Annotated in this window: 20 protein-coding genes; 8 read left to right on the top strand and 12 right to left on the bottom strand. The window is 39.0% G+C overall.

From position 1 onward, the window contains the following. Window positions 1–33: 33 nt before the first annotated feature. Window positions 34–993, bottom strand: coding sequence for an NAD(P)H-dependent flavin oxidoreductase (locus KUV80_RS06270; RefSeq protein WP_222462273.1), 960 nt, complete (start codon window positions 991–993; stop codon window positions 34–36). Window positions 994–1121: 128 nt separating this feature from the next. Here KUV80_RS06270 and KUV80_RS06275 point away from each other — a divergent pair, with 128 nt between their 5' ends. After that, window positions 1122–2597, top strand: coding sequence for an aminotransferase class I/II-fold pyridoxal phosphate-dependent enzyme (locus KUV80_RS06275; RefSeq protein WP_222461794.1), 1476 nt, complete (start codon window positions 1122–1124; stop codon window positions 2595–2597). A 52-nt stretch (window positions 2598–2649) separates the two neighbouring features. Here the strand turns inward: KUV80_RS06275 and KUV80_RS06280 are convergent, their stop codons facing one another. Both KUV80_RS06280 and KUV80_RS06285 read right to left on the bottom strand, forming a co-directional pair. After that, the gene (locus tag KUV80_RS06280) at window positions 2650–2775 is read right to left on the bottom strand and encodes a GapA-binding peptide SR1P (RefSeq protein WP_222461795.1); all 126 of its coding nucleotides are present in this window, start codon (window positions 2773–2775) and stop codon (window positions 2650–2652) included. Between the two features lie 111 nt (window positions 2776–2886). Then, the gene (locus KUV80_RS06285) at window positions 2887–3186 is read right to left on the bottom strand and encodes a DUF3055 domain-containing protein (RefSeq protein ID WP_222461796.1); all 300 of its coding nucleotides are present in this window, start codon (window positions 3184–3186) and stop codon (window positions 2887–2889) included. Window positions 3187–3401: 215 nt separating this feature from the next. Here KUV80_RS06285 and KUV80_RS06290 point away from each other — a divergent pair, with 215 nt between their 5' ends. Both KUV80_RS06290 and KUV80_RS06295 read left to right on the top strand, forming a co-directional pair. After that, window positions 3402–3845, top strand: a complete 444-nt coding sequence (locus KUV80_RS06290; RefSeq protein WP_222461797.1) for a DUF1885 family protein — start codon at window positions 3402–3404, stop codon at window positions 3843–3845. Window positions 3846–3967: 122 nt separating this feature from the next. Beyond that, window positions 3968–5461 carry a glycine betaine uptake BCCT transporter gene (locus tag KUV80_RS06295; RefSeq protein ID WP_222461798.1) on the top strand — a complete coding sequence of 498 codons (1494 nt, stop codon included), beginning with the start codon at window positions 3968–3970 and terminating at the stop codon, window positions 5459–5461. Between the two features lie 352 nt (window positions 5462–5813). Here the strand turns inward: KUV80_RS06295 and lpdA are convergent, their stop codons facing one another. From lpdA to pdhA, 4 genes are all read right to left on the bottom strand, one after another. Then, window positions 5814–7226, bottom strand: a complete 1413-nt coding sequence (gene lpdA / locus KUV80_RS06300; RefSeq protein WP_222461799.1) for a dihydrolipoyl dehydrogenase — start codon at window positions 7224–7226, stop codon at window positions 5814–5816. Window positions 7227–7230: 4 nt separating this feature from the next. Then, window positions 7231–8568 carry a dihydrolipoamide acetyltransferase family protein gene (locus tag KUV80_RS06305; RefSeq protein ID WP_222461800.1) on the bottom strand — a complete coding sequence of 446 codons (1338 nt, stop codon included), beginning with the start codon at window positions 8566–8568 and terminating at the stop codon, window positions 7231–7233. Between the two features lie 105 nt (window positions 8569–8673). Further along, window positions 8674–9651: an alpha-ketoacid dehydrogenase subunit beta gene (locus KUV80_RS06310; protein WP_222461801.1), complete on the bottom strand. Its 978-nt coding sequence runs from the start codon at window positions 9649–9651 to the stop codon at window positions 8674–8676. Window position 9652: 1 nt separating this feature from the next. Then, a complete protein-coding gene (gene pdhA, locus KUV80_RS06315) occupies window positions 9653–10735 on the bottom strand; it encodes a pyruvate dehydrogenase (acetyl-transferring) E1 component subunit alpha (protein WP_222461802.1) in 1083 nt (360 codons plus the stop codon). 554 nt (window positions 10736–11289) lie between these two features. On the opposite strand from pdhA, the gene def reads away from it, so the two are divergent. Together def and KUV80_RS06325 are read left to right on the top strand one after the other, a co-directional pair. Then, a complete protein-coding gene (def, locus tag KUV80_RS06320) occupies window positions 11290–11841 on the top strand; it encodes a peptide deformylase (RefSeq protein WP_222461803.1) in 552 nt (183 codons plus the stop codon). 191 nt (window positions 11842–12032) lie between these two features. Further along, a protein-coding gene (locus KUV80_RS06325) for an IS3 family transposase (RefSeq protein WP_222461804.1) occupies window positions 12033–13588 on the top strand; the annotation gives its coding sequence in 2 pieces (ribosomal slippage) (window positions 12033–12675 and window positions 12675–13588; 1557 coding nt in all). Between the two features lie 42 nt (window positions 13589–13630). Here the strand turns inward: KUV80_RS06325 and KUV80_RS06330 are convergent. Then, entirely contained in the window at window positions 13631–14521 is an 891-nt protein-coding gene (locus KUV80_RS06330) for a DMT family transporter (RefSeq protein WP_222461805.1), read from the bottom strand. 625 nt (window positions 14522–15146) lie between these two features. Between KUV80_RS06330 and KUV80_RS06335 the strand changes: the two genes are divergently transcribed. After that, the gene (locus tag KUV80_RS06335) at window positions 15147–15356 is read left to right on the top strand and encodes a DNA-dependent RNA polymerase subunit epsilon (RefSeq protein WP_222461806.1); all 210 of its coding nucleotides are present in this window, start codon (window positions 15147–15149) and stop codon (window positions 15354–15356) included. Between the two features lie 3 nt (window positions 15357–15359). Beyond that, a complete protein-coding gene (gene rnjA, locus KUV80_RS06340) occupies window positions 15360–17030 on the top strand; it encodes a ribonuclease J1 (protein ID WP_222461807.1) in 1671 nt (556 codons plus the stop codon). A 44-nt stretch (window positions 17031–17074) separates the two neighbouring features. On the opposite strand, the gene KUV80_RS06345 is transcribed toward rnjA, so the two are convergent. Beyond that, window positions 17075–17740, bottom strand: a complete 666-nt coding sequence (locus tag KUV80_RS06345; RefSeq protein WP_222461808.1) for a potassium channel family protein — start codon at window positions 17738–17740, stop codon at window positions 17075–17077. A gap of 177 nt (window positions 17741–17917) precedes the next feature. Next, complete coding sequence (locus KUV80_RS06350) at window positions 17918–18460, bottom strand: peroxiredoxin (RefSeq protein ID WP_222461809.1); 543 nt, start codon at window positions 18458–18460, stop codon at window positions 17918–17920. 251 nt (window positions 18461–18711) lie between these two features. Here KUV80_RS06350 and KUV80_RS06355 point away from each other — a divergent pair, with 251 nt between their 5' ends. After that, window positions 18712–18915: a ChaB family protein gene (locus KUV80_RS06355; RefSeq protein ID WP_222461810.1), complete on the top strand. Its 204-nt coding sequence runs from the start codon at window positions 18712–18714 to the stop codon at window positions 18913–18915. A 10-nt stretch (window positions 18916–18925) separates the two neighbouring features. On the opposite strand, the gene KUV80_RS06360 is transcribed toward KUV80_RS06355, so the two are convergent. Together KUV80_RS06360 and KUV80_RS06365 are read right to left on the bottom strand one after the other, a co-directional pair. Beyond that, window positions 18926–20248, bottom strand: a complete 1323-nt coding sequence (locus tag KUV80_RS06360; protein ID WP_222461811.1) for a hemolysin family protein — start codon at window positions 20246–20248, stop codon at window positions 18926–18928. A 124-nt stretch (window positions 20249–20372) separates the two neighbouring features. Beyond that, the gene (locus KUV80_RS06365) at window positions 20373–20618 is read right to left on the bottom strand and encodes a YkuS family protein (protein ID WP_222461812.1); all 246 of its coding nucleotides are present in this window, start codon (window positions 20616–20618) and stop codon (window positions 20373–20375) included. Window positions 20619–20791 lie beyond the last annotated feature (173 nt).

A 20791-nucleotide genomic window follows, 5' to 3' on the forward strand; every position in this document is an offset into this window, starting at 1 on the left:
GTATGGGTGTGTATCACTATTGTTAGAAAAGTGTTAAAAAAGGCCATTCCATCTCAGCTGAACAATACTTACCTCTTTCTTTATCTGCTGAAACAACTCTTCAACTGAAACGATATCATTAATCCTTCCTGCTACTTGACCAGCCCAGCCAAAACCTTGATCTTCCTTCCCTTCATATATGAATTTCTTATTCGCGTCTCCACTAATATAATTCTTTAAATTCTCATATGTAGGATTTTGCTTCTCTTCCTTAATAATCTTTAGCGCGAACGGTGTATTTAGCGTTCTCCCCGGCATGCCTAACTGTTTCTTTATAACGACCGTATCGTTCTCTGTACTGTCAACAATCATTTGTTTATAGAGAGGGTGAGCATGAACGCATTCTTTCGTAGCAATAAACCTCGTTCCCATCTCAATGCCTTCAGCACCAAGAGCCAGAGCGGCCATCAGCCCTTTTCCATCTCCAATACCCCCTGAACCGATTACAGGAATGGACAAACTTTCAGCTACTTGAGGAATCAAAACGATCGTGCCCGTGTCCTCTTTTCCAATATGGCCTCCACCTTCTTGACCAACGACCATGACAGCATCTGCACCTAATTGTTCGGCCTTTACCGCTTGTCTTTTACTGGCGACAAGAACAAGTTTCTTAATGGAAGTTGATTCTAACCGTTTTAACACAGGAGCTGGATTACCACCTGTAATACTTATCACTTCAACTCCTTCTTCAATGGCTGTTTCAAGTTGTTCTTCGTAGGATCGTCCATGTTGACCAATTGCGAAATTAACGCCGAATGGCCGAGAAGTCAGGTTTTTTGTTTTTCTGATTTCAGCTCGAAGTGCATCACTACTTGGCAATGACATTGCTGTTATCTGGCCTAAACCGCCAGCATTTGAAACAGCAGAAGCCAGTTCAGCATAAGCTAAATACGCAAGACCTCCTTGTATGATAGGAAGTTCAATATTTAACAAAGTTGTTACTCGTGTTTTCATCACGAAACAATCCTCCTTGAAAATTAAATCATTTGCTTACATCTTCATGCATTTTCTGTTATACTTCTTTTGTTTTATAAATTATAGACCACAACTTTTAGTTCACGAATGATGAGGTGTAGTATAAATTGTCTCAACATGAAACTCCTTTATTTACTGGTTTGCGGGAACATGCGAACAAAAACCCATTACAATTTCACATACCCGGTCACAAAAAAGGCCAAGGGATGGATGAAGAATTTAAAGATTTTATTGGGTCTAATGCCCTTTCGATCGACCTTATTAACATTACACCGCTTGACGACCTTCACCATCCAAAAGGGATGATTAAGAAGGCTCAAGATTTGGCTGCCCAAGCATTTGGTGCTGATCACACATTCTTTTCCGTTCAAGGAACAAGTGGCGCTATTATGACGATGATTATGTCGGTTGTTTCACCTGGTGACAAAATTCTAGTACCAAGAAATGTTCATAAATCCATTATGACTGCTATTGTTTTTTCTGGAGCAACTCCAATCTTTATTCATCCGGAAATCGATCCGGAGTTAGGGATCTCTCATGGAATTACACCTGATAGTGTTGAAAAAGCATTGAACCAGCATCCGGATACAAAAGCCGTACTTGTAATCAACCCTACTTACTTTGGGTTCGCAGCAGATTTAAAAGGAATCGTGAATGTTGCTCATCGCTTTAACGTTCCCGTTCTTGTGGATGAAGCCCATGGGGTATTGATTCATTTTCATGATCATATGCCTTTGTCTGCGATGCAAGCTGGTGCAGACATGGCTGCTACAAGCGTTCACAAACTTGGCGGATCATTGACTGGTAGTTCTATTTTAAATGTAAAAGAAGGTCTTGTCTCGCCAGAACGAGTCCAAACGATCTTAAGTATGATGACAACGACATCAACATCTTATATTCTATTAGCTTCATTAGATGCAGCACGTAGACGGCTTGCAACTGAAGGATATACGTTAATCGAAAAAACGATACGACTTGCTAACGAAACAAGAGCAAGGATCAACGAGATTCCTAACCTCTACTGTGTTGGTGAAGAAAAACTCGCTTCTTCTGCAACATTTGATTACGATCCTTCTAAACTGCTCATTTCTGTAAAAGACCTTGGGATTACTGGCTATGAAGTAGAAACGTGGCTTCGCGAAAAATATAACATCGAAGTTGAATTATCTGATCTGTATAACATTTTGTGTCTTATTACGACTGCGGATCATGAGAAAGACACGATGATGCTTGTTCACGCGTTAACAGAATTATCAAAAGAGAAGAGTTCGGTTAAAGTAGGCGAGATTAAATCACTGCCCGTTCACGTTCCTGAAATTCCAGTACTTGCTCTATCACCACGTGATGCCTTTTATGCAAATACAGAAAGCGTCCCTTTTGAAGAGTCAGCAGGCAGAATTATTGCTGAATTTGTTATGGTGTATCCTCCAGGGATTCCAATCTTTATCCCCGGCGAAATTATAACGAATGAAAACTTAGCTTATATAAAAGAGAATCTTGAAGCTGGATTACCTGTACAAGGCCCAGAAGATGCTGATATAAATTATTTAAAAGTCATACAAGAACAAGTAGCCATCCGCTAGGTAATGCATTAATCCCAAAAAAAAGAAGGCCTATTTATAATAGGCCTTCTTTCTATTTTTTATCTAATTTCGCTTGTTCTTGGCAATGAGGACACGTTTTTGAGTACAAAGTTGTTACCTTTTCCTCTTCAAAATGTTCGATTGTTGTTTCACACGTTTGGCAAATGATTACTCCCATCCGTCCCATCTCCCTTCGCACTTGTAAGCGCTTACGTTTATATCTGTATAATATTATGTCACATTTAGTTTGTCAACCCTTTTAGTATGACACATTAAAAAAATATGCTCATTAATCATACTGCTCGATGACAGGGATATGGGGAACTGCTTCTTCAAAAAAAAGCGCGAGATCTTCCGCTTCTTTCAAGCTTTTTATTTTAAATACTTGTTTAATGTATTCCAAGTTTCTCATATCATTCGAATCAAGCAACGCAGACCTTCCTGTTTGCATACAGACGACTAAAGGTTTTCCGAAAAACATATTTGTGTATACAATTCCAAAATCATACCGGACTGTATCTGTTGTAAACCCCACAAACCTAACATTCACGGACTCACTCTCATCATATAATTTTTCAAACCATTCCATGTTATCCCTCCTCGTATGATAAAAATGTTCACCGATTAAGGTTTCGTATTCACTGCCACAAATGGATGATAAATACTGATTAAGTGCGTATTGAGTGTAAGAGCAATTCCCTAAAAATTGAAAACTTAAACCGAAATTGTCAAAATCTTTTTAAAATATGATAAACTATTGTATGTATACATATCTGTAAAAATGACTAACTGGAGTGAGTGTTAATGTCCGTAAATGCTTATATAAAGCTTGTTCCTGCATCTGAAAAACAAAGCATCACCGTTGAAGAGGTTAAGGACTTACTTCTGTATTACAAAACAATAACCTCGAAAACGGGCGAACAGCTATCTTGGGGATATTCGGAGGCTGCGTTTCCATATACGATTGAAGAAGGAGACGAATCTGAAGGAAATTGGTTCTATTTAAAGGGCACCGATCCTAAAAAAAACAGATATATTTTAATTGGAGTGGGAACTGAAAATCGAGAAGAGATTGACTCAGAATCACAAAGAAATGAATCATCCTATATTCAAGTATCCCTTACTGAAATCTCCACCCATGGAGATAAAGGAAAAGCAAATGAATATTGTAAGTTTTTGGCCACCAAATTAAAAGGTGAACTTCATCTTTTTAACGGAAGAGTGATGTATTATTACCCCAAAAAATAAGATATTCCAAGGAGAAGTCCAATCATATGATTGGACTTCTTTTTTTATTTCAACTAAAATGTAAACTTTCGGGACCTTAGGGGAAAATAAAAAGAATACATATCTAGAAAGGATGTGAAGAAATGAAAAAACAATCTAACACTGTTTTTATCGTTTCACTGCTTATCTCGATCGTTTTTATTGTAATAGGGTTTCTCTTTCCTGCCGAATTCAAAGACAGAGCTACAACTGTCCAGACTTTCTTACAAGAAAAATTCGGCTGGTTTTACTTATTATCAGCTACAAGTTTTTTAATCTTCGTACTTTACTTAGCATTCAGTAAATATGGAAAAATTAAACTCGGCGAGCCAGATGACAAACCTGATTATCATACCGTTACATGGTTTGGCATGTTATTTAGTGCAGGTATGGGTATTGGTTTAGTATTTTGGGGCGTAGCCGAGCCAATCAGCCACTTTTACGCACCTCCATCAGGAGAAGGAGGGAATGCAGCTTCTGCACAAGCCGCTCTTCGGTACAGCTTCTTCCATTGGGGACTTCATCCCTGGGCTATTTATACGCTCATAGGTCTCTCCTTAGCTTATTTCAAATTCAGAAAAGGTTCTCCAGGGTTAATCAGTTCGATCTTTACCCCTTTGTTAGGTGATAAAGTGGAAGGACCCATTGGTAAGACAATAGATATAGTTGCTGTTTTTGCAACGATCTTTGGGGTTGCTACTTCTCTCGGATTAGGAGCGGTGCAAATAAGCGGAGGTGTTGCGTATTTAACGGATATTTCGAATAATTTCACAACACAACTTACCATCATAGCCATAGTAACCGTTCTGTTTACACTATCTGCCCAAACCGGTCTCAATAAAGGCATAAAATATTTGAGCAATCTTAACATTGGAATTGCATTTTTATTAATGATGTTCTTACTTTTCGCTTCCTCTACAAACTTTATAATGGACGTATTTGTTCAATCTTTAGGGAACTATCTACAATACTTGCCAAGCATGAGTTTGAAACTTAGTCCGTTTCAGCCTAAAGAAGCCGGCTGGATACAAGGTTGGACCGTTTTCTATTGGGCATGGTGGATTGCTTGGGCACCGTTTGTTGGCACCTTTATCGCCCGTGTTTCAAAAGGAAGAACCATTCGAGAATTCATTCTAGGCGTACTGCTTGTACCAACCCTTTTTGGAGCATTGTGGTTTTCTATTTTCGGAGGAGCAGCATTGCATCTCGAAATATTCAATGATGTTGGGTTAAACAAAATCATTGCTGATAAAGGTACAGAAGTGGCATTATTCGCTCTGTTTGAGAACCTTCCATTTGGTACGATCATGTCCATATTGGCTATTTTCTTAATCAGTACGTTCTTTATCACTTCTGCAGATTCAGCTACGTTCGTACTTGGCATGCAGACACGACATGGACGCTTAAATCCATCGTCGATGACTAAATTTATTTGGGGAATGGTTATCTCAGCAGCTGCAGCGATTTTGTTATATTCAGGAGGCTTGGAGGCTTTACAGACTGCATCAATTATCGCCGCTTTTCCTTTTGCTTTTGTCATGATCTTAATGATGGTTTCACTAAACAAAGCACTTTCTGAAGAAAAAATAAAACGATAAGACATCGGCTTAAATCAGGAATCTTAGAGCAACATAGAACATGGTTATAAGAATGGTGATGTTTACGGCAATTGTTCTATTTGGAATCAACCTGGTAGATAAGAGAAAATTAAAGTAAAAGAACATGATCAATAAAACGGTTTCATAAAATGTATGGTCATGATGTGAGAGATACAGCACTAGCGAATATCCAACCCACATGATGGTTTGTATGAAGATTGAAAAAAATATGTTCATGTTGCCCTCCATGTACATGTTATTAATAAAGGTTATGAACATATATCAAATATATGAACAAACAAAAAACCCCCGTTTAGGCCGTGATGAATGGCCTAAACGGGGGTTTTAAAATTTATTTTACAATGTGAACTGGTAATCCGATAGCTACTTCAGCAGCTTCCATTGCAATTTCTCCAAATGTTGGATGTGCATGAATTGTCATTGCGATATCTTCAGCAGTCATTCCTGCTTCAATAGCAAGACCTAATTCAGCAATCATATCAGAGGCGTTTCCACCTGCAATTTGCGCTCCAAGAACAAGTCCATCTTCTTTACGAGTGATCAGCTTCATGAAGCCATCTGTTTCGTTCATGGATAGAGCTCTTCCGTTAGCAGCAAATGGGAATTTAGAAACAGCTACTTCAAATCCTGCTTCTTTAGCAGATTTTTCATCGTGTCCTACTGTAGCAAGTTCAGGATCTGTAAAGACTACAGCAGGAATCGCCATATAATCGATTTCTGAAGCATGTCCACTGATTACTTCGGCAGCGATCTTACCTTCATAGGAAGCTTTATGCGCCAAAGCTGGCCCTTCAACGATATCCCCAATTGCATAGATGCCGCTGATGTTTGTTTGAGCTTTTTTGTTAATTTTGATTAAACCGCGCTCAGACATCTCAACACCAACTTGCTCAAGTCCAAGCTCTTCTGTGTTTGGACGACGGCCAACCGTTACAAGAACATAGTCAGCTTCAAATGTCTTTGACTCACCTTTGATCTCAGCCGTTACTGTAACACCGTCTTTTGTTTCTTCAACGCCTTTAGCCATAGCTTCAGTAAATACTTCTACGTTGCCTTTTTTCTTTAAGCGCTTCGAAACAACTTGGCTCATTTGCTTTTCAAAACCAGGAAGAATTTGCTTGCTTCCTTCTAGGATGGTTACTTCCGTACCAAAGTTAGCATAAGCTGTTCCAAGTTCCATACCGATGTAACCGCCGCCGATAACGACCATCTTTTTAGGTACTTCTGTAAGAGCAAGAGCTCCTGTAGAAGAAATGATGCGGTCACTCCATTTGAAACCAGGGATTTCAATCGGACGGGATCCCGTTGCGATGATTGCATTTTTGAACGTATAGGTTTGAGAGTTTTTCTCGTCCATGATACGTACTGTATTTTCATTTACGAAATAAGCTTCACCACGGATGATTTCAACTTTATTTCCTTTTAAAAGTCCTTCAACACCGCCTGTAAGCTTCTTAACGATGCCTGCTTTCCAATCTTGAACTTTGCTGAAATCAACCGTTACATTATCAACCGTAATCCCCATATCTTCTGAGTGATTAGCGTGTTCTACACGGTGACCTGCATTGATAAGAGCTTTAGATGGAATACATCCAACATTTAAGCAAACGCCGCCCATTTCTGCCTTTTCCGCAATCGCCACTTTTTGTCCTAATTGTGCAGCTCGGATTGCGGCTACATAACCCCCAGGACCTGAACCAATGACAAGTGTATCTAACTCAATTGGAAAATCTCCTACTACCATCGAATTACGCCTCCATTACTAATAGTTGTGGATCGTTCAATAAACGCTTAATGTGATTCAATGCATTTTGTGCAGTCGCACCATCGATCAGACGGTGATCAAAGCTTAGAGAAAGAGCTAATACTGGTGCAACAACAACTTCTCCATCTTTAACAACTGCTTTTTCAGCGATACGGCCGATTCCTAGAATAGCTACTTCCGGGTGGTTGATTACTGGAGTGAACCATTGTCCGCCTGCAGAACCGATGTTTGTAATCGTACAAGATCCGCCCTTCATTTCTTCGCCTGAAAGCTTGCCTTCTCGTGCCTTAGTAGCTAGTTCATTGATTTCAGAAGAGATTTTAAAGATAGACTTGCGATCTGCTTCTTTAACTACTGGAACCATTAATCCGTTATCTGTATCTGCAGCAATTCCGATATTGTAATAGTGCTTGTACACAATTTCTTCGTTCGCATCATCGATTGATGCGTTAAGCACTGGGAACTCACGAAGTGCAGAAGTTAATGCTTTTACCACATATGGAAGATAAGTAAGCTTGATGCCTTTATCCATTGCAACTTGTTTGAACTTCTTACGGTGAGCAACAAGATCAGTAACGTCCACTTCATCCATAAGTGTAACATGTGGAGCTGTATGTTTGGAGTTAACCATCGCTTTAGAGATCGCTTTTCGGATTCCTTTGATCTTTTCACGCGTTTCCATTTCTCCAGCTGGAATTGCTTTTGGAGCTTCCTTCTTCGCTTCGGCTTTTGGAGCTTCTTCAGCTGCTTTTGGTGCTTCAGCTGGTGCTTCTCCACCGCCGCTTACAAATTTATCGATATCTTCTTTTAATACACGGCCGTTATCTCCAGAACCTTGTACTTTACGGATATCCACTTCTTTTTCACGAGCGTATTTACGAACAGAAGGCATTGCAATTACACGTTTTGTGTCATCAGCCGGCTCTTCTTTTGTTTCTTCTTTTTTATCTTGAGACGCTTCTTTTTTGTCTTCAGAATGCTCCGTTTCTTTTGCTTGTTCAGCAGTTACTTCTTTTTCTTCTTCTGCTTTAGGCTGTTCTGGTGCTTCATCACTTCCGCCATGAGCGTCTGCAGGAATTTCACCTTCTGCTTCGATCGTTACAAGAACATCTCCAACAATTGAAACTGTTCCTTCATCTACTTTTACTTCTAAAATTTTACCGTCTACTGGAGATGGAATTTCTACTACGGCTTTGTCGTTTTGTACTTCAAGCAGAATATCGTCTTCTTTAACAGTGTCCCCTGCTTTAACAAACCACTTTACAATCTCACCTTCGTGAATTCCTTCACCAATATCGGGAAGCTTAAATTCAAATGCCACGATTAACGCCTCCTAATTTGTTCAATCTATTTTGTCATTGATGTGAAAAGGCTGAAAGAAACAGTCAAAAGTTGACTCCCCTTTCAGCTACCATTCATGTATTTTTTAGAAATTGTAGACTTTCTTTGCTTTCTCTACAATATCACGATGATCTGGAATCCAAACATCTTCTGCAGATGCGAATGGGAATACAGTATCTGGTGCAGCTACACGCAATACTGGTGCTTCCAAACTAAGGATTGCACGGTCATTGATTTCTGCTACAACGAAAGCTCCGATCCCAGCTTGTTTTTGTGCTTCTTGCACAACGATTGCTCGACCTGTTTTTTCGACTGATGCAATAATCGTATCAATATCAAGCGGGCTTATCGTACGAAGGTCAATAACTTCTGCAGAGATCCCGTCTTTTTCTAACTCTTCAGCAGCTTTTAAAGAAGCGTGTACCATCGCACCGTACGTGATGATTGAAATGTCTTTACCTTCACGTTTCACGTCAGCTTTACCGATTTCAATTGTGTACTCTTCCTCTGGCACTTCGCCTCTGAAAGAACGGTACAGCTTCATGTGCTCTAAGTAAACAACCGGGTCATTATCACGTATTGCAGAGATTAACAGCCCTTTTGCATCATAAGGCGTTGCAGGAATAACTACTTTAATGCCTGGCGATTGATACATTAACCCTTCAAGGTTATCTGCATGCAATTCAGGCGTTTTAACTCCGCCGCCGAATGGAGAACGGATTGTAACTGGTGAGTTATACACTCCGCCAGAACGGTAACGCATACGAGCCATTTGAGCAACAACAGAATCCATTACTTCAAAAACAAATCCGAAGAACTGGATTTCCATTACTGGACGGAAGCCAGTAAGCCCAAGACCTAATGCAAGTCCCCCAATTCCAGACTCTGCAAGTGGGGTGTCAAATACACGGTCTTCACCAAATTCTTTTTGAAGGCCTTCAGTCGCACGGAAAACCCCTCCGTTTTGACCTACATCTTCACCAAAAACAAGCACATTTTCATTGTTTTTCAATTCATTGCGCATTGCGTCTGTAATTGCTTGAATCATGGTCATTTGAGCCATATTATTTCGACTCCTTTGCTGTATATTCTTCTAATTGTTCACGCAAGTTGTATGGCAGTTCTTCAAACATAAAGTTAATAAGATCTGTAACTTTTTGTTTTGGAGCTCCATCCGCTTTTTTAATTGCCGCTTTTATATCTTCCTTCGCTTCATCAACGACCTTTTGTTCTTGATCCTCAGACCAAAGTTTTTTCTTTTCTAAGAATTTACGGAAACGAACTAAAGGATCTTTCTTTTCCCACTCGTCATCCAATTCTTTCGTACGGTAACGAGTTGGGTCGTCACCTGCCATTGTATGCGGACCATAACGGTAAGTAAGTGTTTCAATTAATGTTGGACCGTCGCCTTCAATTGCACGTTCACGAGCTTGTTGTGTAGCCGCATAAACAGCAAGTACATCCATTCCATCAACTTGAATGCCTTCAATACCGGCAGCAACTGCTTTTTGTGCAATTGTTTTTGCAGCAGATTGCTTTTCAACTGGAACAGAGATGGCAAAACGGTTGTTCTGAACGACAAAAATCGTATTTGCTTGGTAAGCACCTGCAAAGTTCAAACCTTCATAGAAGTCCCCTTGAGAAGCTCCACCATCACCAGTATAAGTAATACAAACATTCTTTTTACCGTTTTTCTTCAAACCAAATCCAACACCAGCTGCTTGAATAATTTGAGCACCGATGATGATTTGCGGCATTAATACGTTAACGCCCTCAGGGATTTGTCCACCTTGGAAATGTCCGCGAGAATATAAGAAAGCTTGATATAAAGGTAGTCCGTGGAATACGATTTGAGGAATATCACGGTATCCTGGAAGAATCCAATCCTCTTTGTCTAAAGCAAATTGCGTTCCTAGCATAGAAGCTTCTTGGCCTGCTACAGGTGCATAGAAACCTAGACGTCCTTGTCTGTTTAATGAGATAGCACGCTGATCCCAAATACGAGTGTAAACCATACGGCGCATTAATTCTTGCAGTTGCTCATCAGACAATTCAGGCATTGCTGATTCATTAACTACTTCTCCATCTTCAGAAAGAATCTGAAACGTTTCAAATTGATCTTGAACAGCATCAATTGTTTTCGTCATGAAAAGTCACCTCTTCCTTTCTTTTACCCAGTCAATTTTCCCTTATCTTAAAAACATGCACATATTTAACAGGTTGCCCAATGTACCCCATTTTTAAGACAGGTATATTATTATTAAAGGCTTTCAGGCGTGCCTGTGTGTCCCCATTCAAGTTTTCCCTTGAACTAAAGAGCTAAACCATGATGTGGCATCCTAGCTGTATTACTTCAATATGTATATAGAGTAACACAATAATCCTTTTTACGTAAATTAGTTTACACCAGCTGCCAAACTCAGTCAATCCATAGACTGAATATAGTTCTCTTTCATTTTGCAGCCTTTGCTTACTATTACCTACAAACCTCTTGGATAAAACTGTTTCATAAAAAAAGGACTTCTGTATTAGTGGACAGTATCAAAGATAAAAAGGTAGTAAAAAAGATGTAATTTAACAAGGTATGCTTTTGAAAAAGATATAAAAATTTTTATATCTGTTCTTTTTTATTAATTTTCCTCTATGTTATGATAAGAAGAAATTTATCTTATAGGCAGATAGATGCACGGAGGTTTTGCTTGTGTTAACAATGAAAAACATTGTGAAGGAAGGTCAACCTATTCTTCGACAGAAAGCAGAAGAAGTACCCTTACCTTTCTCTAAAGAAGATGTAAAGATTGCAAACGAACTACTCGAATTTGTCATAAACAGTCAGGACCCCATCGTTTCACAAAAATATCAACTAAGAGCTGGAATCGGTTTAGCCGCTCCACAAATTGGAGTATCAAAACGTATATTCGCTGTCCATGTTAGAGATGAGAACGGAAAATTATTCAGCTATGCTTTATTAAATCCGAAAATGATAAGCCATTCTGTTCAAATGACCTACTTGGATGGAGGTGAAGGATGTCTGTCTGTGGATAGAGATGTTCCAGGGTTAGTTCCCCGTTATGCGAAGATTACGGTTAAAGGGTATACGCCTGATGGTTCGGAAGTACAATTAAAACTTAAAGGGTTGCCAAGCATTTGTTTTCAGCATGAAATGGATCACTTAGATGGCATCATGTTTTATGATCGAATAGATAAAAAACAGCCTTTCACCCCACCTTCGGACTTAGTAACACATAGGTAAACAACTATAATTAGCTGGTCTTAACAAGTTTGTCTGTTAAGGTCAGCTTTTTTTTATATAAAAAAGCACTTCTTTTTAATTGAAGTGCTTTTAATCCCCTAAGCTGTTCGATTATGAGGTATTGATATGCTCCCCTAAAGGTAGACAGATTAAAAAATAAAAATCTGTTTACTTTAAGGGGAGTATTTATTATGTCAAAAAAGGCACATTCCCTCCAAAATAAAATTAAAGTCATAGAGGCAATGAAAAACGGAAGTCATACCCTTTCAGAACTGGTATTCAAATACACAGTATCTCAAGGGACAATTAATAATTGGGTCTATAGATATGAAAAACACGGAGTAGCAGGATTAAATGTATCCTCTTCCTGGAAGAAGTATTCTAAGGAACTTAAACTTGCGGCAGTTCAGGACTATCTTAGCGGGGACTATTCCTACAGTGAGGTTACCAGAAATTATGAAATTTCTAGTACAACCCTCCTTCGTAAGTGGATTAAAAAGTATACTAGTCATAGAGAATTAAAGGATACTTCCAAAGGAAGGACAACTACTATGACTAAAGGCAGAAACACTACTTTGAATGAACGGATAGAAATCGTATTTTATTGCATTGAGAACGGGAAAGATTATCAGACGGCAGCTGAGACCTTCAAGGTCTCTTACCAACAAGTATACCAATGGGTTAAAAAGTATGAGAATGGCGGTGAAGAAGCCCTTAGAGATAAGCGAGGGAGGAAAAAGGAAGAAGTTGAACTCTCTGCAGAGCAGAAAATGAAATTAGAGATGCAAAAAATTGAGAGAGAAAACGAACGTTTACGTGCAGAAAACGCATTCCTAAAAAAGTTAGAAGAAATCGAAAGGAGGCGCAGATAAGCCAGATACGCCTTGAGGAGAAATATATTGCCATTCAGGAACTTCATCAGAAGGAGTTCCCTGTTATCTTACTTTGTAAAATTGCAGGCATAGCTAGGTCCGCGTATTATAAATGGCTGAAACGAACACCCACCGTGCGTCAACGCCAGAATGAGGAGCTTATAAAAGAAATAAAGTCACTTCATCAGGAGGTTAAAGGAATTTATGGCTACCGCCGGATCACGATGACTTTAAACCGTAGGTTAGGAAAGAGTTTCAATCTTAAACGAATTTATAGGCTGATGAAGATTGCCGGCATTCAAAGTGTCATAAGGAAAAAGAAGAAACGTTACAAACAATCCACCCCTCAACACGTCGCAGAAAATGTGTTGAACCGTGAATTTCAAGCTAAAAAGCCAAATGAGAAGTGGGTTACGGATGTCACTGAATTTAAGTATGGAGTGGCCAAGAAGGCTTATTTGAGTGCAATTCGAGACTTATATGATGGATCCATTGTCAGCTACGTTTTGGGACATTCAAACAACAATAAACTAGTGTTTGAAACACTGGATCTGGCTACAGCCCTTTTAGATGGAGCTCGTCCACTCATCCATAGCGACCGAGGATTCCAGTACACTCACTTAGGTTTTAAACGAAGAATAGATAATGCACAGATGACTCAAAGTATGTCCCGAGTCGGAAGATGTATTGACAATGGTCCAATGGAATCCTTTTGGGGAACATTGAAAAGCGAAAAATATTACCTGGATAAATATGACACGTTTGATGAACTTTCTGGGGCCATTGATGAGTACATATATTTTTATAATCATAAGAGATATCAAAAACGATTAAACGGCCTTAGCCCCTTGGAATACAGGACTAACGCCGCTTAAGCTGTTTTTATTATTTCAACTGTCTACTTGACGGGGTGCAGTTCATATCTTTACTGCTCTTGTACGTTTTTTTCTTCCCGTTAAATATACCCCTAGAAAAATAAGAAACAGACCTAGAAAAGCAATAGGAGGAATCTGTTCTTGCAGCAGCACACTTCCCCATATCACAGCTGACACTGGAACTAAATAGGTAACTAATGTAGCAAACTCAGCCGAACCCGCAGAAATCATATAATAATACATAAGATAAGCTAAACCTGAACCGAACACCCCTAAACCGATGAGTGGTAAGATTACATTACTTTCTAAGGCACGTTCAGGCAATTGCCACCCACCTGAAAAACTCATTATTAACGCGCTCAGCAATGAACCTACAATCAGAGTCGTAGATGCTGTTATCCAAACCGTCGTCTCTTGAAGATGTTTTTTTGCAAATTGTGAACTATATCCGTAACAGCATGTCGCAATCAGCATTAAAAAGATACCTAAAATCAGTTCTTTCTGACTTAACCCAGGAGCATCGGCATCCATTAAAAAAATAATGCCAACAAATCCTACCATTACTCCAAACCATTGTTTCCATTGCATTTTTACAGAAAAAAACAACACACCCATCATTGCCGTCCAGATCGGTGTTGTAGCGTTTAGAATCGCTGTATAACCACTATCTAAAAAAGTCTCACTCCATGCAATCAGTCCCCAAGGGATACCTGCATTCAATAGACCAACGATCACTAATGCTTTTATGGGAAGGACTTTCCAATGTACTTTTTGCTTAGTTAAAAGAAAAAGAGGAAGTATCGTAAGTATACCGAGCACACACCGTATAAAAACAATCTGCCACGGATCAAAGACATTCAGCAGTACTTTAATGAATAAAAAAGACATACCCCAAATCAGGCTTAAAATAAAAAGAGCAGAATAAAGTTTCATGTGACCTCCTATGAAATGCTGAAACAACCGGATAGACATGACAAGCACAAAAGTTTTTGAGTGCAACACGCTTTTTGTGTCGTGCGAAAAAACGTTGTGACCTCGAGTGTCTGGTTGTTGAAGCTGGACAATGAAATGCTGAAACAACCGGGTAGACACGACAAGCACAAAAGTTTTTGAGTGCAACACGCTTTTTGTGTCGTGCGAAAAAACGTTGTGACCTCGAGTGTCTGGTTGTTGAAGCTGGACAATGAAATGCTGAAACAACCGTTTAGACACGACAAGCACATAACCACAATTTCCCTCTCAAAATCCCTTTTGTTTTACACATACTATGTACTAAAAACTAGAACGGAGGGGAATAAATGAAAAAGAGATTACGTCTATTAAAAAAGCTTAGAAAATGGGTAAGACAGCAAAATAATAATGGAAAATTGATTATGCATTAATTTAAAGAGATATAGAGTATTATAAGGGATTCAACTCTCTCTTAATAGTTAATATTTTTCTTATCTTTTATGACGACTAAAGTTGCGTTATGAAAAATACATGAAAAACATGTCGCTTTCCTTTATAATAGAACGAAGATACTCAAATACTACAGACGGGTAAGGAGACATGAAGCATGATTTTTAAAGTATTTTTTCAAAAAAGCCTAACTGAGGTTCCTATTCGCGAACACACACAAACCGTATATGTTGAGGCAAAAACGATAAATGACGTTCGTATAAAACTCGCTGATCGCAAGTACAACATTGAATACATACAAGAAATTAACGGTAATTTTCTTGAGTATGAAAAAGATACGAATTCATTGGAATTGGAGAATGTGTAACATATGAAATTTGTTAAAAACCATCAAGCCGCCGTTTTCGCCCTCGGTGGTCTAGGGGAAATCGGCAAGAATACGTATGCCGTTCAATTTCAAGATGAGATCATTCTTATCGATGCCGGAATTAAGTTTCCAGAAGATGAGCTGTTAGGAATTGATTACGTTATTCCCGATTACACCTATCTCGTAAAGAACGAAGATAAGATTAAAGGATTATTTATCACCCATGGACACGAAGACCATATAGGCGGTATTCCCTATTTGTTGAGACAGGTTAATATTCCGATTTATGGAGGAAAGCTTGCACTTGCCTTGATCAAAAATAAGTTAGAAGAACACGGATTACTTCGCCGTGCACAGCTTCACGAAATAACAGAAGATGATGTAATTAAGTTCAGAAAGACTTCTGTCAGCTTTTTCCGAACCACACACAGCATCCCCGATTCATACGGGCTAGTTGTGAAAACACCTCCAGGAAACATCGTACACACGGGAGACTTTAAGTTCGATTTTACACCTGTTGGTGAACCAGCTAACTTAACGAAGATGGCAGAGATCGGAAAAGAAGGCGTACTTTGTTTACTATCTGACAGTACCAATAGTGAAGTTCCTGGATTTACTTTATCTGAAAGACGTGTAGGAGAAAGTATTCAGGATATCTTTAGAAAAATGGAAGGCCGTGTTATTTTCGCGACATTTGCCTCTAACATTCACCGATTGCAGCAAGTCGTTGAAGCATCTGTAGCCAATAACAGAAAAATTGCAGTATTCGGCCGGAGCATGGATTCTGCCATTACTGTCGGTCAAGAGCTTGGATTTATTAAAGCTCCAAAGAACACTTTTGTAGATGCAAATCAAATTAATAAGCTTCCTGATAATCAAGTAACGATTCTATGCACAGGAAGCCAAGGTGAGCCTATGGCAGCACTATCAAGGATAGCAAACAGCACTCACCGTCAGATTCAAATTATCCCTGGAGATACCGTTGTGTTCTCTTCTTCACCTATTCCAGGAAACGCGCTTAGTGTAAGCCGAACCATCAATCAATTATATCGTGCTGGAGCTGAAGTCATTCATGGTTCGTTAAATGATATTCATACATCCGGCCACGGTGGTCAACAGGAACAAAAATTAATGCTGCGTCTGATGAAACCTAAATACTTTTTGCCGATTCACGGTGAATATCGCATGTTAAAAATGCATACGAAGCTTGCCGCAGATTGTGATGTGCCGACACAGAATTCCTTTATTATGGATAACGGTGAAGTACTTGCTCTCTCCCAAAACGAAGCTATGATTGCCGGAAAGATTCCTTCCGGTTCCGTTTATGTAGATGGAAGCGGTATTGGTGATATCGGGAACATCGTACTTCGAGACCGAAAGATTTTATCTGAGGAAGGTCTTGTAGTGGTTGTAGTGAGTATGGACATGAAAGAATTTAGAATTGAAGCTGGACCTGATATTATATCGCGTGGCTTCGTATACATGCGGGAGTCAGGTGACCTTATTCATGATGCACAAAGCTTATTAAGCAAGCATCTTCAAAACATCATGAACGAAAAAAGAACGACTCAATGGTCCGAAATTAAAAATGAAATCACAGATACGTTGGCACCGTTTTTATACGAGAAAACGAAAAGACGCCCGATGATCTTACCGATCATCATGGAAATATAAAAAACAAAAACCGTTACCCTTTTTTAAGAAGGGAAACGGTTTTTTTATTCTTCATTAGCCATATGTTTTTCCAGCCGATTAATATCTTTATCTCCACCAATGACGATTAGGATATCCCCGTGCTGTATGGATACATCCGCTTGTGGTGAAACAAAGATGTCTTTGCCTCTTTTAACAGCTACTACGTTACACCCGAATCTTGCACGGATATCAAGCTCAATAAGAGATTTTCCATCCATCTTCTTTGAGGCGATTAATTCTACAATACTATGTTCATCAGAAAGCTCTAAATAATCTAAAACGTTGCTTGAGACGATCTGATGAGCGATTCGCACTCCCATGTCACGTTCAGGGTGAATGATTTTATCCGCACCAATTTTCCGAAGAACTTTCTCGTGGTAATCATTTTGCGCTTTAACCGTGATTTTGGCTACGCCAAGTTCTTTTAAGATAAGAGTCGTTAGAATACTGTTTTGTATATTGTCGCCGATTGCCACTACTACATGCTGGAAGTTTCTGATCCCAAGACTTTTTAGGACACCTTCATCTGTAGAATCTGCAATCACAGCATGAGTGACAATGTTAGAAAACTCATTCACGCGGTCTTCATCCACGTCAATCGCCAAGACTTCCATACCTTGATCAGATAAAGCTTTACACATACTTCCGCCAAAACGTCCTAAACCAATGACAGCAAATTGCTTCTTCAAAGGCCTCACTCCATTTCCCTTACGATAAGATATAGCCTTATTTTACCATACTTTTATCAATTATAGCTTACAGCATCTTATGTATTTTCATTTGTAATGGAAACCTCTTAACTCCGAATCAATCCTATAAAAATAACCCAAGAACATGTCTTGGGTTATCCTTTTTGTTTATTAAACTTATAAAGTCTTTTGACCTGGCTTCCAGTTTGCCGGGCAGAGTCCGCCTGTTTGAAGCGCTTGGAGTACACGTAATGTTTCATCCACATCACGACCAATGTTGTTATGGTTAACAACAGAGTACATTAATTCACCTTCTGGAGAAATAATGAACAATCCACGAAGAGCAACACCTTCTTCTTCGATTAGTACACCATAGTCGCGAGCTACTGTGTGGTTTGTATCTGCAGCTAGAGCATATTTCAACTCTCCAAGACCATTCATGTCACGAGGCGTGTTGATCCAAGCTTTATGAGTGTGAATAGTATCCGTAGAAGCACCGATAACTTCAGCATCAAGGTCTTCAAACTCATCAAAACGATCGCTTAGAGAAGTAATTTCTGTTGGACATACAAAAGTGAAGTCCATTGGGTAGAAGTAAAGAACTGTCCATTTGTCGTTCTTCATGTTCTCTTCTAAACTTACTTTGCCAAATTCTTTATTTGGTAATACTGCATCCATTTCAAATCGAGGTGCTTGTTTTGCTACCATACGTTCTGCCATAGGTGAAAATCCCTCCAAAAACATGATTTATTTACATGGGTAATTATAGTACAGACCTTATTTTTAGTCAATATTAAATAATAATTAATTTAAATAAGGTTTTTCTGCCCATCTTTTAATTTCTCCTTAATGATAGCAAGTTAAACGACGAATGTGAAATTTTTCGCTCTTATTTTACAATCTTCATTCTCATTTTCATGGTTTACTTTGAGCATTGCGTGGGAAATCATAGGTCAAGGAGGTGCATGTAAATGCCTTATGATTCATTAAAGGATTTGCCTGAAGGAGTTAAAGATAATCTCCCCCACCATGGTCAGGAAATCTATAAAGAAGCATTCAATTCAGCTCTTAATGAATATAAAAAAGAAGAAACAGCTCATAAGGTGGCTTGGAGCGCAGTCAAAAACAAGTATGAAAAATCAGAGGATGGCTACTGGATAAGAAAAGACTCCTGATTACTTCACTTCAGGAGTCTTCTTTTTGGGCATTGATTTCTTTTCCATCAGACACTTTTTCAATCCCTATCTTTTTAATCTGTCTGCCTTCGAGCTCCAAAATGGTAAATCGGTAGCTCTCATATTCAAAGGAGTGTTCTTTTTCAAGATCAATGGATCTCGTTAATACCCATCCCCCAATTGTATCTATTTCTCGATTATCAATATCAAGTGCAAAGATTTCATTGATTTGAGAGAGCAGAACTTTTCCATCAACTACGGTTTTTGTGTTTGTTACATGCTGAATCTCTGGCTCTTCATCAGCATCAAACTCATCGCGGATTTCACCCACTATTTCTTCTAAAATATCCTCAACCGTCACGATTCCTGCCGTTCCACCATACTCGTCCACCAAAACTGCCATATGTGTGCGATCTTTTTGCATTTTCACAAGCAGTTTTTGAATAGGTATGGTTTCATGAACGGTAATAATTGGTCTAATATAGTCGTTCAGTTCAAATTCTTGGTTGCTAAAATGCTCATTAAAGAATTCTTTTATATTTACAAGTCCAACGATATGATCTTTATCATCTTTACCTACAGGATAACGTGTGAATTTTTCTTCTCGCATGATACCCAGGTTCTCTTCACTTGAATTTTCAAGAAACAAACAAACCATCTCGGTTCTTGGTATCATGATTTCCTTTGCCACACGATCATCAAATTCAAATATACGGTTAACATAGCGATATTCTGACTGATTGATCTCACCGCCTTGCAGACTTTCAGACAGAATGAGCCGAAGCTCTTCTTCAGTATGTACAACCTCATGTTCACTTGCTGGACTGATTCCAAAAATCCGCGTAAGTAAGTTGGCAGAACCATTCAATAGAAAAATAAAAGGATACATCACCTTATGGAACAGGATAATAGGTTTTGCTGTCGCTAAACTCATACTTTCTGCCTTTTGAATGGCTACTGTCTTTGGTGCTAACTCCCCTAAAACAACATGAAGAAAGGTAATAATGAAAAATGCTATAGAAAATGACAACGTATGCGTAAGTCCTTCACTCAATCCAAAGTTCACGAACAGTGGACGCATAAAGATTTCAACTGTCGGTTCTCCAAGCCAGCCAAGTCCAAGTGCTGTAATGGTTATGCCTAGCTGACACGCCGAGAGATAGCCATCCAAATTCCCAATCACTTTTTGTGCAGCTAATGCTTTACTGTTACCTTCAGATGCTAAATGGTCGATTCTTGTTTTTCTCACTTTAACAATGGCGAATTCAGTTACAACAAAGAAGGCCGTTAATATGATAAGTATAATAATCATCAGAACATTAAATATTGGCATAGGGTCCTCCTCCCGTCACGATACATATCCATTCAGTTTATTTTTGTTAGATTGGTCAACTATTTCCCTTTTAAAACTATCGCTAAACAGAAATAAAGGGGCAGCATGGCTGTCCCCGGCAGTGCTATGATTGTAATCTACTTTCAACAGCCTGACACACTTCCTCTGCTGACATCCCATGAGCGTTCAATACAGAACCTTGAGTCACCGCATTTTGAATGCCCATAACATTTTGATCCTGCCCGGAAATTACACAGCAATCACAGCCATTTGCGTCTTGCTCCTGTCGAAGTTCCACAACATCATATCCTTTTGAACGCAAAGCATCCGAAACATTTGATAATGATTGTTCCACACCAATTTTAGCCATATTCCCACCTCCTTACTGTTGTTAATGTTTCCAACTCGCCATGGGAATATGTAATGGAGGAGAATAATAAACGGTCAGACAGAAGCGTAAGAGGCATATTTTTTTAATGGTACACTATATTATTTTCTAAACACAAAGAAATATCAGAAATCGCATGATCTGCTTGCAGGAGC

It is taken from the genome of Fictibacillus nanhaiensis (assembly GCF_019801215.1).
GTDB lineage: Bacteria > Bacillota > Bacilli > Bacillales > Fictibacillaceae > Fictibacillus > Fictibacillus nanhaiensis_C.

What these genes read in the sequence shown, in the direction of transcription:
- KUV80_RS06310 (WP_222461801.1), bottom strand. Translation starts at nt 9,651, where the DNA reads ATGGCTCAAATGACCATGATTCAAGCAATTACAGACGCAATGCGCAAT.
- lpdA (WP_222461799.1), bottom strand. Translation starts at nt 7,226, where the DNA reads ATGGTAGTAGGAGATTTTCCAATTGAGTTAGATACACTTGTCATTGGT.
- KUV80_RS06335 (WP_222461806.1), top strand. Translation starts at nt 15,147, where the DNA reads ATGATTTTTAAAGTATTTTTTCAAAAAAGCCTAACTGAGGTTCCTATT.
- KUV80_RS06285 (WP_222461796.1), bottom strand. Translation starts at nt 3,186, where the DNA reads ATGGAATGGTTTGAAAAATTATATGATGAGAGTGAGTCCGTGAATGTT.
- KUV80_RS06295 (WP_222461798.1), top strand. Translation starts at nt 3,968, where the DNA reads ATGAAAAAACAATCTAACACTGTTTTTATCGTTTCACTGCTTATCTCG.
- KUV80_RS06330 (WP_222461805.1), bottom strand. Translation starts at nt 14,521, where the DNA reads ATGAAACTTTATTCTGCTCTTTTTATTTTAAGCCTGATTTGGGGTATG.
- KUV80_RS06280 (WP_222461795.1), bottom strand. Translation starts at nt 2,775, where the DNA reads ATGGGAGTAATCATTTGCCAAACGTGTGAAACAACAATCGAACATTTT.
- KUV80_RS06360 (WP_222461811.1), bottom strand. Translation starts at nt 20,248, where the DNA reads ATGCCAATATTTAATGTTCTGATGATTATTATACTTATCATATTAACG.
- KUV80_RS06355 (WP_222461810.1), top strand. Translation starts at nt 18,712, where the DNA reads ATGCCTTATGATTCATTAAAGGATTTGCCTGAAGGAGTTAAAGATAAT.
- KUV80_RS06290 (WP_222461797.1), top strand. Translation starts at nt 3,402, where the DNA reads ATGTCCGTAAATGCTTATATAAAGCTTGTTCCTGCATCTGAAAAACAA.
- rnjA (WP_222461807.1), top strand. Translation starts at nt 15,360, where the DNA reads ATGAAATTTGTTAAAAACCATCAAGCCGCCGTTTTCGCCCTCGGTGGT.
- KUV80_RS06350 (WP_222461809.1), bottom strand. Translation starts at nt 18,460, where the DNA reads ATGGCAGAACGTATGGTAGCAAAACAAGCACCTCGATTTGAAATGGAT.
- KUV80_RS06365 (WP_222461812.1), bottom strand. Translation starts at nt 20,618, where the DNA reads ATGGCTAAAATTGGTGTGGAACAATCATTATCAAATGTTTCGGATGCT.
- KUV80_RS06270 (WP_222462273.1), bottom strand. Translation starts at nt 993, where the DNA reads ATGAAAACACGAGTAACAACTTTGTTAAATATTGAACTTCCTATCATA.
- pdhA (WP_222461802.1), bottom strand. Translation starts at nt 10,735, where the DNA reads ATGACGAAAACAATTGATGCTGTTCAAGATCAATTTGAAACGTTTCAG.